15 protein-coding genes and 3 pseudogenes are annotated in these 16,015 nt (G+C 51.8%); 4 read left to right on the top strand and 14 right to left on the bottom strand.

Translation table 11 applies throughout. The features are described 5' to 3' along the window. Positions 1-72: 72 nt before the first annotated feature. The 6 genes and pseudogenes from BLS62_RS00920 to BLS62_RS31950 form a co-directional block, all read right to left on the bottom strand. Positions 73-1,119, bottom strand: a complete 1,047-nt coding sequence (locus BLS62_RS00920; RefSeq protein ID WP_093175412.1) for an IS3 family transposase — start codon at positions 1,117-1,119, stop codon at positions 73-75. A gap of 135 nt (positions 1,120-1,254) precedes the next feature. Further along, positions 1,255-2,082 (bottom strand): IS21-like element helper ATPase IstB, encoded by an 828-nt coding sequence (istB, locus tag BLS62_RS00915; RefSeq protein WP_093175407.1) that lies wholly within the window; start codon positions 2,080-2,082, stop codon positions 1,255-1,257. After that, a complete protein-coding gene (gene istA / locus BLS62_RS00910) occupies positions 2,079-3,332 on the bottom strand; it encodes an IS21 family transposase (protein WP_093176876.1) in 1,254 nt (417 codons plus the stop codon). The genes istB and istA overlap by 4 nt, the downstream gene beginning before the upstream one ends. Positions 3,333-3,443: 111 nt before the next feature. Further along, a complete protein-coding gene (locus BLS62_RS00905; RefSeq protein ID WP_093175402.1) occupies positions 3,444-3,929 on the bottom strand; it encodes a transposase in 486 nt (161 codons plus the stop codon). 195 nt (positions 3,930-4,124) lie between these two features. Further along, positions 4,125-4,355 (bottom strand): annotated as a pseudogene (locus tag BLS62_RS00900) (IS6 family transposase); the annotation flags it as partial. Between the two features lie 76 nt (positions 4,356-4,431). Continuing rightward, positions 4,432-4,536 (bottom strand): annotated as a pseudogene (locus tag BLS62_RS31950) (IS6 family transposase); the annotation flags it as partial. A 582-nt stretch (positions 4,537-5,118) separates the two neighbouring features. On the opposite strand from BLS62_RS31950, the gene BLS62_RS00890 reads away from it, so the two are divergent. Together BLS62_RS00890 and BLS62_RS00885 are read left to right on the top strand one after the other, a co-directional pair. After that, complete coding sequence (locus tag BLS62_RS00890) at positions 5,119-5,766, top strand: IS5 family transposase (protein ID WP_093175393.1); 648 nt, start codon at positions 5,119-5,121, stop codon at positions 5,764-5,766. Beyond that, the gene (locus BLS62_RS00885) at positions 5,763-7,331 is read left to right on the top strand and encodes a transposase (protein ID WP_143521468.1); all 1,569 of its coding nucleotides are present in this window, start codon (positions 5,763-5,765) and stop codon (positions 7,329-7,331) included. The genes BLS62_RS00890 and BLS62_RS00885 overlap by 4 nt, the downstream gene beginning before the upstream one ends. Before the next feature lie 10 nt (positions 7,332-7,341). Here BLS62_RS00885 and BLS62_RS00880 read toward each other — a convergent pair whose 3' ends face one another. Both BLS62_RS00880 and BLS62_RS00875 read right to left on the bottom strand, forming a co-directional pair. After that, a complete protein-coding gene (locus tag BLS62_RS00880) occupies positions 7,342-8,310 on the bottom strand; it encodes a Hint domain-containing protein (RefSeq protein ID WP_093175384.1) in 969 nt (322 codons plus the stop codon). Between the two features lie 21 nt (positions 8,311-8,331). Continuing rightward, positions 8,332-9,249, bottom strand: a complete 918-nt coding sequence (locus tag BLS62_RS00875) for a formylglycine-generating enzyme family protein (protein WP_159436449.1) — start codon at positions 9,247-9,249, stop codon at positions 8,332-8,334. Positions 9,250-9,526: 277 nt separating this feature from the next. On the opposite strand from BLS62_RS00875, the pseudogene BLS62_RS00870 reads away from it, so the two are divergent. Further along, a pseudogene (locus tag BLS62_RS00870) lies at positions 9,527-9,667 on the top strand (IS6 family transposase); the annotation flags it as partial. A gap of 58 nt (positions 9,668-9,725) precedes the next feature. Here the strand turns inward: BLS62_RS00870 and BLS62_RS00865 are convergent. The 5 genes from BLS62_RS00865 to BLS62_RS00845 form a co-directional block, all read right to left on the bottom strand. Next, the gene (locus BLS62_RS00865; RefSeq protein WP_093175376.1) at positions 9,726-10,094 is read right to left on the bottom strand and encodes a hypothetical protein; all 369 of its coding nucleotides are present in this window, start codon (positions 10,092-10,094) and stop codon (positions 9,726-9,728) included. Positions 10,095-10,220: 126 nt separating this feature from the next. Continuing rightward, positions 10,221-11,840: an IS66 family transposase gene (locus BLS62_RS00860; RefSeq protein WP_093175372.1), complete on the bottom strand. Its 1,620-nt coding sequence runs from the start codon at positions 11,838-11,840 to the stop codon at positions 10,221-10,223. Between the two features lie 314 nt (positions 11,841-12,154). Further along, a complete protein-coding gene (gene ltrA, locus BLS62_RS00855; protein WP_348271852.1) occupies positions 12,155-13,672 on the bottom strand; it encodes a group II intron reverse transcriptase/maturase in 1,518 nt (505 codons plus the stop codon). A gap of 614 nt (positions 13,673-14,286) precedes the next feature. Further along, positions 14,287-14,550, bottom strand: a complete 264-nt coding sequence (gene tnpB / locus BLS62_RS00850) for an IS66 family insertion sequence element accessory protein TnpB (protein WP_093175362.1) — start codon at positions 14,548-14,550, stop codon at positions 14,287-14,289. Continuing rightward, positions 14,547-14,885 (bottom strand): transposase, encoded by a 339-nt coding sequence (locus BLS62_RS00845; protein WP_093175355.1) that lies wholly within the window; start codon positions 14,883-14,885, stop codon positions 14,547-14,549. Before BLS62_RS00845 ends, tnpB begins: the two co-directional genes overlap by 4 nt. Positions 14,886-15,079: 194 nt before the next feature. On the opposite strand from BLS62_RS00845, the gene BLS62_RS00840 reads away from it, so the two are divergent. Continuing rightward, positions 15,080-15,895: an IS5 family transposase gene (locus tag BLS62_RS00840; RefSeq protein ID WP_244283442.1), complete on the top strand. Its 816-nt coding sequence runs from the start codon at positions 15,080-15,082 to the stop codon at positions 15,893-15,895. Here BLS62_RS00840 and BLS62_RS32500 read toward each other — a convergent pair. After that, positions 15,886-16,014, bottom strand: coding sequence for a hypothetical protein (locus BLS62_RS32500; protein WP_280141812.1), 129 nt, complete (start codon positions 16,012-16,014; stop codon positions 15,886-15,888). The genes BLS62_RS00840 and BLS62_RS32500 overlap by 10 nt on opposite strands. Between the last annotated feature and the right edge of the window lies 1 nt (position 16,015).

Genomic DNA, 16,015 nt, shown 5'->3' with positions numbered 1-16,015 from the left:
TGGATTGTTTTGGTGCTTGGGGCAATAAATTCCTTTGCCCTCGGTGTTTGTCAAACAAGTTGTCCGCCAATTTCATGCAGCGTCTCTGATTTCGCGTTCCGGGTTTAGCCAGACGGGTCCTTCAGGTAGCCAGTTGCGTGTTTTTCCTGACCAGCGTTCTGGCTTTTGCGCACGTGCATTTGCATAAATCCTGGCACGTTTGTCGAGCGTTGCTCGGTCCTGCCCTGCATGGCGCGCGTCTGGCGTAACGAAGCGGATCGCGCTGTGCAAGTGCTCGCTGTTATACCAGATGACGAAGGATTTTACCCACGCCTGCGCATCGGCCTTTGTGGCAAATCCCCTGGAGGGCCAGTCAGGGCGGTATTTGCAGGTTCGGAATAACGCTTCTGAAAAGGGATTGTCGTTGCTGACACGTGGTCGGCTGTAGGACGCTGTAATGCCCAGCCTTTCCATCGTTGTTTTCATGGTAGCCCCCTTCATTGGGCTGCCGTTATCTGCGTGGAGGACCAGAGGTTTCAGAACACAGCCCTGGGCCAGCACCGCCTTTTCGATGAGCTTAGCAGCTCGTTCTGCGCTCTCTCGCTCATGCACTTCCCAGCCGACGATTTTCCGGCTGAAAATGTCCACGATCAGATAAAGGTAGAAGAACATGCCCGCAATCGGTCCGGGCATCCAGGTTATGTCCCATGTCCACACCTGGCAGGGCCCTCTGGCCTGATAACTGGTGGGTGGTTTGCGCCGTACAGGAGGCTTGGCACGGCCACGGTGATGCTGCTGACCATCTGTGCGCAGGATGCGGTAAAAGCTGGATTCAGACGCCAGATATCGGCCTTGATCGGCCAGTTTTGGTACAATCTGGCTGGGTGGCAAGCTGGCGAATTCCTCTGAATTACAGACCTCCAGCACTGCGGCACGCTCATACTCGCTGAGCTTATTAGCTGGCTCCAGGCGCGGCACAATAGGCCGCTGATCGGGCTGAATTTGGCCGTCTTTCGTCCATCTCCTGAATGTCCGCTCACTGATCTCCAGCTCTGCGCAGGCCATGAGGCGTCGTGCGCCAGCGGTGACAGCCTCGTTGATCAGAGCGACTGCGGTTGTGCGATCTGGGGTGCTGATCATGCGTCCTCTGCGCCCCCCCAGATCGCTGAGACCTTTTTTCTGAGAATAAGTGTCAATGCTGAGTCAAATTTCCCCACATGTGCTGGACGGAAAGTCCTCAGTTTGAGTATTTGGTGACCAGCCTTGTCTGTGGGTCTAACTCTCCTTTTTGGGTGGCCTGCCGCGTCGTTTTGGTGGTGGAGGTGGAGCTATTGAAGCGTTAGCCCGTACGTGCTCTGGCATGAGGTCCGCATGGCTGCGCAACCGATAACTAGCACCTTCGATCTGGATGACGACGGCATGATGCAAAAGCCGATCGAGAAGGGCTGTGGCAATAACGCGATCACCAAAGATCTCACCCCATTCCGCAAAGCCACGGTTTGAGGTGAGGATCATGGATCCCTTTTCATATTTGGCATTGACGAGCTGGAAGAACAAGTTTGCTCCCCCATTGGTAATTGGCAGATAACCGATTTCATCGACGATTAGCAGTGAAGTTCGTGCAAAGAAGCGTAGTTTCTCAGTCAACCGCCCTTCTTTTTCAGCTTTTGCCAAGGCTTCGATGAGGTGAGCTAAAGCAATGCGATACACCCGTTTACCCGCTTTAACGGCTGCAACCCCAAGAGCAGTTGCCAGATGGCTCTTTCCTGTACCAGGTGGACCGAGAAAGTGTACCACTTCATTGCGAGTGATGAACTCCAGTTCGGCTAGAGCCATGATGCGATCCCTGTCCAGCGAGGGCTGGAAGGTAAAGTCGAAGCTTTCCAGTGTTTTTATCGGAGTAAGCCGCGCTGTCGTCAGGGCGACGCCGATACGGCGGCCCTCGCGTGTTGAATATTCTTCATTGAGCAGAGAATCCAGGGCCTCCAGTGCCGTGAGTTCCCCTTGTTCCAATTGGCTCAGCGTGTGGTCGAGCACCTCTAAAGCCCGCGGCATTTTTAAGCCTACCAGTGAAGACTGAATGCGTTTACTGAGCGAACTCATGGCTTACCTCCAGTACTGGCAAGTCGTTGGCCTACCGCTTCATAGAACTCCAGTGGGCGTTGGTTTACACCGCTGTGTTTGGTTGGCTCCGCAGCCAGACGACGGCGCTGTGTTGCCCGTGGAGGAGCCTTGCGATGGCATGGATCAACCCGGCGCTGGTTCTTTCCCTCCATGACCGGATGGGTGGCGATGAGCTGACCGTTTTCATAGATGCGCACCTCTTGCGGGTGATGCTGGACTTCGACCATCCGTTTCTTAACGGTGTCCGGCACTGAATAAAGATTACCTCCAACGGAGACCATGCCATCACGCGTGACCCGCCGCTCCACCAGTAAAACAGCATCATAAGGGTGCGCTGGCAAAGGGATCAGAGCGGGCTGTTCCTCTCCAAAGACCTCGCCCACCACACGGTTGGTGGTGGCATGAACACGGACATTGGCAATTTCCTTGCACCAGCGTGTGAACTGGGCATTAAGATCGTCCAGATCGCGGAACGTACGACCAAGGAAAAAATCCTGCCGGATGTAACGAAATGGCCGCTCCACCTTGCCCTTGGTTTTGGCCCGGTAGGGCTGGCAGGCATCCGGCTGAGCGCCATAATGGTCCAGAAGAGCGACAAGAGCAGGATTAAAAAGAACAGTGCCATCTGGCTCCTCTCCCAGAACGGCTGTCTTCATGCGATCATACAGGACTTCCAGTGTCGCTCCGCCGAAGACCTCAAAGGCCGCGATATGACAACGCAGGACTGTCTCTAGTTTTTGATTGGCACAATAGCGCCCCCACAAAAACCGTGAATTACTCAGCACCATTGAAAACAAAAAGACTTTTCGCACCACATCTGGTTCACTGGTGAACTCCACCTGAAACTCAGCAAAATCTACCTGTGCCTGCTGGCCTGGTGCTGTCTCAAAGCGCCGTTCAAATGCATGCGGAGGAGCTGGACGGATCAGGCGAAGATATTCCGTTACAGTGGAGTAACCGCCCTTAAACCCCAGTGTCTTCAGCTCACGAAGCAAGCGCCGGGCAGATAGACCGGGAAACCGCTCCAGTCGCTCAAGTAAATAGCCTTTGTATTCCTCCAGTACACGCCCGTCACGCTGGCGGGGGCCGTAGACAGGAGCTTCAAGGCCTTGGTGTAAGTATTTGCTGACCGTCTTTCTATCCAGCCCGGCTTTGCGCGCTATGGCACTTACAGACAGTCCCTGCTGCTTCAAATTATGGATCATTACGATCTTCCCTAGATTGACCACTCCTCCACACCCCTTCTTTCCAACAGGAACGTAGAGGAGAGTTTGGCCAACTTTTGTTTGAAGGGGCATGCCCCTTCAAACAAAAGTCAAAGCTGAAAAAGTGGGGAATTTTCAACCAGCGCTTTTGGGGAGAATACATCCAGCACTGACAATAAGCAACGCAGCAGCCTCAGCCAGAGCTTTCTCCTTTCGGGCCAGTTCCCGTTCCAGATCCTTAACCTTCTTTTTCTCTTCTTTCGTCGCTTGACCAAGACGCGCAGTGCTGGCGCGGTCCCAGTCATTTGCCTGCTCACAAGCGACCCGCCATGCAGCGATCTGCGCCGGATAGAGCCCGCGCTTGCGGCAGTATTCGCCCAAATCAGCCTCATTCAACGCCGCCGTTTCCAACACAGCGGCAAACTTATCACGCGAGGACCATCCCTCAGGGCTCGTGTCAGCGCAGGGCAAAAGCTGGCCTTTGCCGCGCGCCTCAGCCCGCCATTTATGGAGCGTCGCCTCGCAAATCCCTTCCTCGCGCGACAACTGCCGAATGGCTATGTTGCCCGGTGGCAGCATCCGCTTAAGCACTGCCGCTTTTCGTTCCGGTGAATATCCCACGTCATCTTCCTATCCCGCCCACCTTAAAATAGAGAAAAATAGAATAGCGGACAACATCCCTGACACAGGGGGTTGCAAACAATCTGAGTTCATTCGCAAATAATGTGGGTTTGCCCCCTCGGATAGATGCAAATAATTCGAGCCGAAAAACGCGATGATTGCAAGCCGAGTCGATTATGATTGCAGGTCATAACAATTATTTGGCTTTGGCCGATCTTTGCGGATGCAATCGGCGAAATGGCGACCAAAGCGGTTAATCCAAAGCCGAACAGTTTCCCGGCTGACTATAACACCGCGCTCTGCCAGGAGGTCCTCAACATCAGCGGTGCTCATTGCAAAACGATGGTATGCCCAAACGGCATATGCAATGACCTCACGAGGAAAACGGTACCCCTTCAGGCGGGCAAAGGAGCTCGGTATTTTCATTGGGATTTACTAACTCAAAATCCGACCTCAAACAACTTGGCAATGCCTCCAAAAGCCACTGTCTCAAAGTCGTTGACACGTTCCGCAGACTGAGGGAAACGCGGTGATAGAGCCAAACAACATGGGAGATAATCTGTGGCGGAAAACACTGGCGTTTGTAACTGATCGGTGCAGAAGTCATACTCAACACTTACTAGCCAGGACTGGTCCTAGAGTTAACTTGATAGCACCCTAAAAAACGGTTGGACATGCCAGTATGCAGACCGCATCACCGCATCCCGCATTGCAACTAAAGACTGGGGGAATAAAATGCGTCGTGGGCTACAGACAATGTCGCAGTCGTATTACAAACCTCCGCAACGAATGCATACGGAATGAGCTGCAAGCAAGAAAACGCGCGAGCTGCCGAGGCGCCGCAATAATCGCCACATACCTCAAAGAATGCAGAGTGACTCAATGATAAACATAAGTAAATGCAATTGGAATGGTGCTTGGAAGTATCACCGGCAAGAGTTTCTAGTTTGGATGTTTGCAGTAATTTTTTATTACCTTTTCATGAAAGAAGCCGAGCCTTCAAAGTATACATCAATAATCTGGTTTCTAATTATATTTATACCTCCTTTTACAGCTGCAAGGATAGTTATTACTGCTGTGAAGGGAAAAAAAGGGAGCTGACCAATAGGTCGAGGTAAAAATGGCTGATAAAACCGGCGCTGTTGCATAAATACTCTTCAGGCGTATATTCCGGCTGATATTTCCTTCAATGAAGATTCACTTCATGCCGTTTAAAGCCAATGCTGATCGCCGACATAAGTTTGCCAAAGCCAAATACAAAGTGACGAACTGGTCGAAGTATAATGAAAGCTTGCGTCGTCGCGGCGATGTCACGGTTTGGATTGAAGAGAGCGCTGCCAAGGCTTGGTTTGCACCCGAGAACCAACGACGTGGACGGCCCGCCAAGTGTTCAGAGCTTGCCATTGAAACCTGTTTGCAGATCCGGGTCGTATTCGGTCTTGCTTTGAGGCAGACTCAAGGGTTTGTGAGGTCTGTGTTCCATTTGATGGAGTTGGTTTTACCGGTTCCTGACTTTTCAACCCTGTCGCGCCGCGCAGATGGCTTGAAACTTTCAAATCCCAAACCGCGAACGAACTCTGAGCCAGTAGCGCTGGTAATCGATAGTACAGGCGTTAAGATCTTTGGTGCCGGAGAATGGCAGGAAACCAAGCATGGAACCAGGATAAAGCGCAGAACCTGGCGCAAAATTCACCTTGGCCTTGATCTAAATACCGGCGAAATCGTATGTTCTGAACTGACTGAGGATACGGTTGCCGATCCAACCGTTGTGCCGGATCTGTTGGATCAGGTTGAGGGTCAGGTGGCAACGTTTTTAGGCATGGTTCAAATCGAGTGAACACTTTTGTGTCGCTGCCATTTCCAAACAAGACACACTTCGCGCAGGTTGATTGCATTATCCTGGCCCCTCAGAGCCGACTATTCATTGCTTATCAATCAAAGAGCCCGTACATGCAGACACGTTTATCGCCGGAATGTAAGAAATTTATTGGCCTCCAGGTCATCACCGCAGGCAATATAGCCAAAGTATCTCAACAAAATCAGGTCTGCAGAAACACTGTCTATACTCAAAAGCTTCGAGTCCAAGCCGCGGTTAACAATGCCTTTCTGGAACCCAACCCTGAAGAACAGATTTTGTTCCACCTGCCAGTCACTAAACCGTTTCTTCGCCAAGTCGTCCTGGGAATGTCGCTGATTTGCAAGGCGAGCTACCGGAATATACAAACGTTGCTTAACGACGTGTTTGACACGCAGATGAGCCTCGGAACAATTTTCAACATCAATGACGCCGCTTGCCATAAAGCGGCTAAATACAAGGCTTCATATTGCCTTGCTTCAGTCAAGCAGAGCGCTTCTGATGAAATCTATCACCGCAACAAGCCCCATCTGGCGGTCGTCGATGTGACAAGTCGTTACTGTGCGAGCCTTGCCCGCGAAGATGGTCGCGATGCGGAAACCTGGTCCATACATCTCCTTGATCTGATCGAGCAAGGCTTTGATCCAGATGTGAATATCAGCGATTATGGTTCCGGGATGGTATGCGCGTTCAAAGAAGTACTGCCTGACACCGAACATCGCTTTGACCACTTCCACCTGATTAAAGTCTGCAAAGAATTGGTCAGGTATTTGAAAAATAGGAAGAAATCAGCACTCACCCATCAAAACAAGTTACTTCAAGGAATGGAGCGAGCAAAGCAAAAACGTAAGGGACATACCCTCTCAGTTAAGCTTGCTCATGCCAGTAAGGCAACGGCAAGGGCTGAGGATCTCTACCGTCATGTCTCCACACTCAGTTCCTGGCTCCAATATGACATTTTGCAACTGCCAGGCCACAATCCTATTGATAGAGAGATGCTTTTCGACTTCGTCATGGAAGAATTGTCCACGGTTGCTGATAGCCTGCCTCGCATCGCGGCCTTTGTAGCGTCCCTGAAACATCAAAAGGAAAACCTCCTTGCTGCCAGTCATGTCCTGAACCAGGAGTTCCAGCAGATTGCGGCCCGTTACCGTGTCACGGCTCAAGATGTCTGGGATGTATGCTACGTGACCCGATACGACAACCAAACACCCAAGTACCACAACAAGGTAGATGCGCTGGCATCACAGTTGGGGTCACGGTTTGAAGAAATCGAAGAGGAAGTGCTGAGCGCGATTGCTGCAACACCTCGGTGCAGCTCGATCGTGGAGAACTTCAACAGCAGGCTCCGCCCTTACCTGGATCCCCGTAAACAAATCACTTCCAAACGTCTGGAGCTGGTCCGGTTTTATCTGAACCACCAAGTGTTCCTTCGCAGTGAACACAGCTATATGCAAGGCAAGACACCGGCAGAGGTGCTGACCGGAACACCACATCCAAATTGGCTAGAGATGATGGGGTTTAAGCGTTTCAAACGGGCCGCCTGATCAAGCTAATTTACGCTGCGAGTTCTATGCCTTTTCTTGGCAGGGAAACCCGTGCCTTGTGTTCACTAAAAACCGCTGTTTTGAACCATGCCGAATTTTCAACCAGCGCTTTTGGGGAGAATACATCCAGCACTGACAACTGGGACTGTTTACGATAGATCTTGGTAACCCGGCTAGAAACCAGCTTACCTACTGCATTATAGGACTGCACCACGTCACCAATCACGATCTCTTCAATCGGCTTTTTATGTCCATCTGACAGCAAAATTGGGGTGCCTGCGAGGAAGCAACCTCCAGCTATCAATAGGTCATATTTTTCAATAAATTCGGCGCGATACTCTCCACCCAGACTTTTTGCTAACGCCAACTCAACGAGCATCTCTTCTAGAAAATTAGGTATATCTGAATATAGTATCCTGAGATTTTTTTCAGTTGCTATCCAGTCAACTGTAAGTTCTCCTGAAGCGCCAAACGTATAGCCTAAAGTTAATTCTGCGGCTGCTCCCCATTCTGCACCAATTTGAACCATACTAAAGCCTGAAGGTGATCGCGAATAACCTACGGATATTCCTGTCGCAGCTTGAAGGCCATACGAAGGACCGGGAATTTCACTCAAAGGCCCATCAAACATAAAGTATCCGCTAGCGACATTTCCTAGGTCCTTGAGACCAGGGAGACCCGCAGATCCTCCGACAGTTACTCCGCCATATGCAAAGACCTTAGTTTCTCTTGTTAAAGTATCGTAGCCGACAAGAATTTGTCCTTCGCCGCCAACAAATGAAAGCCCAGGTATTGGACTTGGAACACCAGGGGAAACTCCAATGTATACACCGATAACTCTTGCTTCGTCTGTAGAGGTTAGCGCGCCACTTAGGCCTGCTGGAAGCTCAGCGATCTTCTGATCAAACTCACCTTTGTATTTTTCTAAATTGGCAATTAGATCAAGCCGCATTTCGGCGGCGATATTATACACAGACACTGGAGAATTATTCCTCATTATTTAACGTTTATCGGAGGCTACTCGAAATCCAAGGCCCACTGCTGATAGTTCAGCGCCACCGTCAAAAAACGCGAAGCCAAATCTATTTCGTGCATAGTAATCCGCATTTAAGTAAGAACCGCCCTTTACAACACGCATTCCGCAAATCTGGCCGACCATTGGAAGTATTGGTGATGCGTCATCTGGATAAAGAGCGATTGCCGCTTTCCCCGTTGTTGCTAGTTCTTTTCGATCATCACAGTCAGATACCCACTCTGCAGCATTTCCGTTCATGTCATATAGCTCATACGGGTTTGGGGGGTACGAGCCTACATTCGCAGGCTCTTTCCAGTCTGTATGTGGAGGTTTAAGCAGGCCACCAGATGGCTCCTGGCCATAATTCATAAAATCGTGTGAAGCTTCATTGCCCCACCAATAACGCGTTTCTGTTCTTGCGCTTGCTGCAAACTCCCACTCTACTTCAGAGGGGAGACGGTACTTCCTTCCAGTTCTTTGGGTTAGAAACGCAGCATAAGTGACGGCATCTTTCCAGCTAACAGCCATAACGGGCTGCTTACCTTGCTTTTTTAAGTTAAATTTTACGTCTGGAGCGTCACATATACCCTCCTCAACGCACACAAAATATTCATCGAGTGTGACTTCGTATGTGCCTATGTAGTAGTTTTGGACGCGTATCTTTTTATTTGCATCGCGACGGTGATACTTTTCGTACTTTGTCAGTCCGATCGTGTACTCCCCGCCATTGATAAGACGGAGTTCAGGACAAGTTGCACAATCCTTTATAGCTTCTATCTTGTCAGCTAGTGTGGATGTTGGAAATATGAAAGGGCTGGATACAACTAAAAGCTTGGTGATCCTCGAAACTGTGTTGAGCGTTCTCAAATACGAGGCCGCCGGTTTGGGGATTATTCTTCTCATTTTTCTCATCCCTAGCGGTTCTTATTGCCGGTATGGGTACTTCCCAATCAGGTGTACAAAAGATGTTTGCTGTGAGCAACTTATCGTCAATCTAGTTGTCTGCAACCATGCAGGAGTTGAGTAAACAACTAAAATGGATAGCAAGTTCAATCGGAGGGAAGCGCTGGTCATCAATTCAATGCCGAACGTGCAAAGGCATTGGGTTGTGTCGCAAAGTTTTTCTCTCGACTGATATTCTGCCATATACTGGTTCGGAACGCAGGAGCATGACTTCTCAATGACGATCGATTTCAAGGGCTGTCACTATCCCAAATCAGTAGTGCTTTATGCAGTGACCTTTTATCTACGGTATCCTGTATCCTATCGGGATCTTGAAGAGATCATGGCAGAACGTAGCGTGGATATTGATCATGCAACACGGCCTTGTTGCAGGGGTCGTGAATAGCTTAAAGCACGCCCAAACCCGTAAATTCAGGTCATGGGATTGCTTCGAACGCGGGCCTGCCGAGTTTGGTTATTGTGTTGAAAATGCTAACGCCAATCTTTGTTTCGGTCCTCTGATTGTTAAAGGTGCGTGCCTTCAGTTTGTTGCCGATGACTTGCTTCCAGCGTCCCATCTGCGTTTCAATTCGCGAGCGCTGATTGTAGCCTGTTTGTTTTTGCCAACCGAGGCGCCCTTTGTCTTTGATCGAAAGAATATGTTTATCTCGCGATGACGGATTCCGGTCAGCCTCAGGACTTAAAACAGCTGTTTTGGGTGGGGGAATGATAATCTCAACGTCATCTCCATACCGTGTCTCAAGGACCCTTCGTGTTGGCTCACCGTCATAGGGGCGCTGTTGCATAAATACGCTTCAGGCGTATATTCCGGCTGATATTTCCTTCAATGAAGATTCACTTCATGCCGTTTAAAGCCAATGCTGATCGCCGACATAAGTTTGCCAAAGCCAAATACAAAGGTAACCGTCCGCTCAAGGCGCCATGATTTGGGCTTGACGCTGTGATTTTGCGTCCGGCTTCCAGTTCCATGGCAGGAGCTCGTGGAGGCGGTTGATCATGTGATCGTTGATGCGGGCAAGGACATCTGTGAGATATTCCTGCGGGTTGAGACCATTGAGTTTGGCGGTTTCAATCAACGTCATGGCGTCTGCCAGAGTTTCTCCGCCGGCCATTGATCCGGCAAATAAGAAGTTCTTACGGCCCAGTGCGATAGGTCTGACTGCGCGCTCAACCGCATTGTTGTCGATCGCGACGCGGCCCTCGTCGAGGAATAAGGTGAAGGCGTGCCAACGGGAGAGGCCATAACGGATGGCTTTGGCCAGCGGTGATTTGCCTGAGATGCGGGTAAGCTGAGCCTCGCACCAGGCCTTGAAGGCCTGAGCGATGGGTTTACTGTGCTTCTGCCTCACTTCATGCCGCAGGTCTGGTGGTTTTCCGCTGATCTGACGTTCAATGTCATAAAGCTTACCGATCTGCTCCAGTGCGTATCTGGCCAGTTCTGATTTGGTGGCGGTGAAGATATCATGGAAGTCGCGGCGCCAATGCGCCCAACAGGCGGCTTCTTTAATGTCCCCGCTGTCATAAAGCTGCTTGTAGCCGGCATAGGCATCGGCCTGCAGAATGCCGGAAAACTCTTTGAGGTGGCATCGCGGGTTGTCAGCCTTGCGATTTGCGGAGAACCAATAGGCAGCAATAGGCGGGGCCTCTCCTGCGAAGGGGCGATCATCGCGCACATAGGTCCAGATCCGGCCCTGCCTCGAAGCTTTGCCGGAACCGCTCGCCGCCTTGAACTGGCGACCCAGGACATCAATGGGTGTGTCATCGGTATGCAAGCGATCTGAGAGCATCACCTCAGCTTTAAGCAGTTCGCTCAGCGGAGCCAGCGTTTTCATGGCAAGCCCGCACCAGTCCGACAGAGTAGAGCGGGGAATATCAATGCCATGCCGGGCAAGGATTTCGTTCTGACGGTATAGCGGCAAATGATCATCGAACTTGGAGATCAGAATATGCGCCAGTAAGCTGGCTCCGGCACTGGATTTTTCAATGGGCCGGGTTGGTGCTGGAGCTTGCACGATTTTCTCGCACACCCGGCAGGACGTCTTGGGCCGCGCCGTTTCAATCACCTTTAGCTTTGCGGTGATGAACTCCACCAGCTCAGACACATCCTCCCCGATGAGCCGCAGCTCGCCGCCACACTCGGGGCACGCTTTGGGTGACTGCAGAGTGACCCGCTCGCGTTCCACATCGCTACGCACCCGAGGTTTGCCGCGGGTCGGTTTGGGGGGCTCTTCAAGTGTGGAGGTGGCCAGTTCCGGCACGGGCAACTGCTCATCTTCCGGCTCCTGGCATGGGTGGGCAGTCTCCAGGTTTTCCAGCGCCAGTTCAAGCTGGGCAATCTCGCGGTCGATCTTTTCTGAAGATGCGCCAAAGCGTTGCCTGCGCAACTTGGCCAAAGCTTGTTTGAACCATGTGATCAGAACCAGATGGGCCTGCTCATTGGCTTGTAAACTCTCAACCTTTCCCTGCAACGCCAGCACCATGGCCTTGAGTAAAACTGGATCATCAGGAAGGGAGTTAAGAGACTGGTTCATATGGGTATTTTACCTCATATATCTCCAATATCAAAGTAATACCCCATTCAAAACCCAAGATATTCACCCCATTCGAGCGGGCGGAGCTCCCCAACTGGGGCGTCTCCAGTCCATCCCTTCCCACAGCATGGCCAGCAAAGACACTTCAAAGAAGTGTCCTTTGTGCTGAGGTAAGTCGGGCTGAGCCATCGACTGGTGAAGGCCACGGGAACCGGCCCTTTTGTAGGGTAAGAGACGTCAGCCACAGCTGACGTTTCTCCCCTCCGAACCGTACGTGCGGCTTTCACCGCATACGGCTCTCCATTCAAGCTTGGCTAGAAAGCCAGCACGAGACCACGATAGTGCGTTTCGTAGAAAGGAGCCTCGTTCTTTTCCCGAAGATAAGGATTTGAACGTGGTGTCTTCCAGCGGAATTGCCCGCGCTGATGATTGGTTAGCCGGTACAAGATGCTTGAAACGCGTACTCCTTCTTTCGTCATCGAGTGCACCATCCATGTCTTGGCTTTTAAGCCATACGGCCGCGCGAACCACTTTCGCATCAGACGAGAGATGCGCGAGCGATACTTGCGCCCCAGCCAATGTGCCATTTTCCAGAACACGACGGTATCGACGTGCTGGAAGACCTTGGATGTGTAATCGGTGAACTGATAGAAGTTTGCCCAACCCATGAGTTGGCGGTTTAGCCGCTTAATCATGTCGGTATGGGGCGTATTGTGGTCGCCGCTAAGAGCCTTAACCAGTCGATGTTTGAAACCGCTGGTTTTCTCTCGGGGAATGGTCGTTACTGGCCGCATCACGCCACGGGGACCGCGTTTGCGAATGATCCGGTGACCGAGAAAGACAAACCCATCATTAACATGAGTGACATGGGTTTTCTCCATGTTTAACGTCAATGCCAGATCGCCTTCCAGGAATGCTCGGCATTCCTCGCGTACCGCGAGCGCCTGTGCCTTCGTGCCTTTGACGATGACAACAAAGTCATCGGCATAACGGCAATAGGACACTGCCGGTCTGCGACAGCGGTTCTCACGAACCGCCACAGGGCTGGCTTTTCTGACGCTCTCATTCCAACCACGACGTTTGTTGCGCGCTGCTTTTCCAAGGAATTTCTCATCCATCCAACGATCAAACTCATTGAGCATAATGTTGGACAGAAGCGGAGAAAGAACCCCGCCTTGAGGAACGCCCTTGCTGGCGGCGCAGAAGAGGCCTTTATCGATGTGACCTGCCTTCAAAAGCCTCCAGAGCAGTGCGATAAACCGTTTGTCCCGGATGCGCTTGCGCACACACGAGAGCAGCTTGCGGTGATGGACAGTATCAAAGTAGCTTGCTAGATCACCTTCGATCACCCAGCGACCCTTTGTGTTCCTGCCATCCGTTGTCTGCATCAAAACGGCCCGGATCGCGTGGTGCACGCTACGCTGTGGCCTGAAACCATATGAGTAAGGACTGAAGTCGCTTTCCCAAATCGGCTCCATCACCATCAGCATGGCGCGCTGTACTATGCGATCCGTCAGTGTCGGTATTCCCAACGGTCTCAGCTTTCCGTTCCCTTTCGGGATGTAGACGCGTCGTGTTGGAGCGGGCGCATAGGTCCCATCCAGCAGAGATCGCCCCAACGTCGCAAGGAGTTCCTCCTCATTTTGTCGGAAACGATCTCGGTCCACGCCATCTACGCCCGGGGTCTTTGCGCCGCTCGACGCCAAGGCAACCCGGGCAGCCTCAGTCAGCCAAGTCCGATCGGCAATTAAGCGTAAGAGGCGATCAAATCTTCTGGTTCGCTCGTCCTGCGCCCATTTCGCAAGCTTGTGTTGCATGTCGCTGATTATCAAAGGTCTTCACCTCGTTGTGGTCAGTTAATGTGCAGCCCTAAGCAGCTTGAACTGTTCCCCTTCGCCATGTGACAGGCTTTCCCTATCTCGGACTACTACGGGAACTCCGCCAGCGTGGCCGTCATCGGGGTGAACTCCCTTGCGAGTATTAAATATACCAACCTCATTCGGCACACGCCTTCCCTCGTTCCTATGTTGGACTTAAAGCGTATTGGTTAGGCTGCCGGCCGTAGTCTTTTCCCTTGCGTCCCGCAAGTCGGCATCGGCCATCGCCAACAAACTGCATAAGTTGACGACACCCTCGAAAGCGTTTCTGGAGTACGCTGTCGGTTTGCGCGCTTCCGGTCATGAAATCCATGGCGCGACCGATGTTCCGCCTGTTAAGCCATGTAGGCGGAGGCTACAATTCAGCCCCTCAGATACGGTTTAGCCGGTTCGTGTTCCTCAACCTTCCAATACTCAGCCTGAAGATGGGTCTTGACTTAATGGCTTCGTCGCACATCTCTTTATCCCACGGGCTACGTCACCTTGCCAGTTCACGACAAATCACCGCCGCTTCGGCTCTCGCCCTTTCGCAGTAAAGGACGGTCTGTTAAAGGAAACCCCTCCTTTCACTAGAATTCCAAACATAAGCGCCCCGGTCGAAACCAGGTTCGAGGCGCACCCAGCACCTTGTAGTAAAGGCAAAATCCCTGACCATCCCAGTAAAGCAACTTGATCCGGTCGCCGCGCCGACCGCGAAACGCAAACACGGCGCCATTTGCAGGGCGCTGGCGTAATTCCGTCTCCGCCAAAGCGGCCAGACCCGCAATGCCCTTGCGCATATCCGTCACACCGCACGCAAGATAAACCCGCACACCTGTTCCCGGCCCGATCATGTCGCTTCCACCAGCCCAATAAACCGGCGAACCTGCGCATCACTTAAGTCACTGGAAACCCTCAGGCTGCGACCGTTCCCGAGCCCAACCTCAATAACGGCGGGTCCTGAAGGCTCAGGATCAGTAACAACAACAGGCACAAAAATGGGAGCCAACGTGTTTTCACTTGTGTTGCTCTCGCAGTACTGAGCCATCCATCGCTTCAGCAAGTACCGGCCGACACCATGGCTCTGCGCAACATCAAACAGCGTTGCTCCATCAACCCCAACTTGCGCAGTGATTGCCGCCTTTTCTACCCGTGTCCACGACCGCCGTGGCCTCGATTCATCCAACAATGACTTGCCTCCTCAACTAAAACTGAAGAAGAAAATACTCAATCAAACGCAACCAAGTAAGGCGGTACTGAGCGGACGGTTACATACAAAGTGACGAACTGGTCGAAGTATAATGAAAGCTTGCGTCGTCGCGGCGATGTCACGGTTTGGATTGAAGAGAGCGTTGCCAAGGCTTGGTTTACACCTGAGAACCAATGGCGTGGACGGCCGCCAAGTTTTCAGAGCTTGCCATTGAAACCTGTTTGCAGATCCGGGTCGTGTTCGGTCTTGCTTTGAGGCAGACTCAAGGGTTTGTGAGGTCTGTGTTCCATTTGATGGAGTTGGTTTTACCGGTTCCTGACTTTTCAACCCTGTCGCGCCGCGCAGATGGCTTGAAACTTTCAAATCCCAAACTGCGAACGAACTCTGAGCGAATAGCGCTGGTAATCGATAGTACAGGCGTTAAGATCTTTGGTACCGGAGAATGGCAGGAAACCAAGCATGGAACCAGGATAAAGCGCAGAACTTGGCGCAAACTTCACCTTGGCCTTGATCTGAATACCGGTGAAATCGTATGTTCTGGACTGACTGAGGATACGGCTGCCGATCCAACCGTTGTGCCGGATCTGTTGGATCAGATCGGAGATACAGTTGCCACATTTCTCGGTGATGGCGCTTATGATGGGACACCTGTGAGACAAGAATTAGCAGACCGTTTTGAAGGTATCGAGGTCATCATTCCACCTCCCAAAACAGCTATCCCCGGCCCACAGGCTGCGACCGCTCCCACTGCTCGCGACCGGGATATTCTTGCCATTCAAAAGAACGGCAGGATGTCTTGGCAAAAGCAAACCGGATATGGCCGAAGGTCTCGAGGCGAAACCTTGATGGGCCGCTTTAAGCAGGTGATCGGGACCACGCACAGGTCACGAAAGTTGAACAATCAGAGGACAGAGGCAAAACTTGGCGTCGCCGTTCTCAACACAATGACGACCCTCGGACGCGCCACGTTCGAGAAGATTTATGCATGACCAGATGCATGGGATTGCGCAAGCTGCAAGCTAATTTCGAATTGTGCAACAGCGCCGGTCACCTCCGCCATCTGAACCGTCACTTCCAGGAATGGAGCCCAACCTACCAGCACGATCACG

Source organism: Pseudovibrio sp. Tun.PSC04-5.I4, from assembly GCF_900104145.1.
Classification (GTDB): domain Bacteria; phylum Pseudomonadota; class Alphaproteobacteria; order Rhizobiales; family Stappiaceae; genus Pseudovibrio.
The sequence above is the reverse complement of the archived record's forward strand: the minus strand, read 5'-3'. Positions and strand labels throughout refer to the sequence as shown.

What these genes read in the sequence shown, in the direction of transcription:
- BLS62_RS00865 (WP_093175376.1), bottom strand. Translation starts at nt 10,094, where the DNA reads ATGCAACAGCGCCCCTATGACGGTGAGCCAACACGAAGGGTCCTTGAG.
- BLS62_RS00890 (WP_093175393.1), top strand. Translation starts at nt 5,119, where the DNA reads ATGAAGATTCACTTCATGCCGTTTAAAGCCAATGCTGATCGCCGACAT.
- BLS62_RS00860 (WP_093175372.1), bottom strand. Translation starts at nt 11,840, where the DNA reads ATGAACCAGTCTCTTAACTCCCTTCCTGATGATCCAGTTTTACTCAAG.
- tnpB (WP_093175362.1), bottom strand. Translation starts at nt 14,550, where the DNA reads ATGATCGGGCCGGGAACAGGTGTGCGGGTTTATCTTGCGTGCGGTGTG.
- BLS62_RS00875 (WP_159436449.1), bottom strand. Translation starts at nt 9,249, where the DNA reads ATGAGAAGAATAATCCCCAAACCGGCGGCCTCGTATTTGAGAACGCTC.
- BLS62_RS00920 (WP_093175412.1), bottom strand. Translation starts at nt 1,119, where the DNA reads ATGATCAGCACCCCAGATCGCACAACCGCAGTCGCTCTGATCAACGAG.
- istB (WP_093175407.1), bottom strand. Translation starts at nt 2,082, where the DNA reads ATGAGTTCGCTCAGTAAACGCATTCAGTCTTCACTGGTAGGCTTAAAA.
- BLS62_RS00840 (WP_244283442.1), top strand. Translation starts at nt 15,080, where the DNA reads ATGGCGTGGACGGCCGCCAAGTTTTCAGAGCTTGCCATTGAAACCTGT.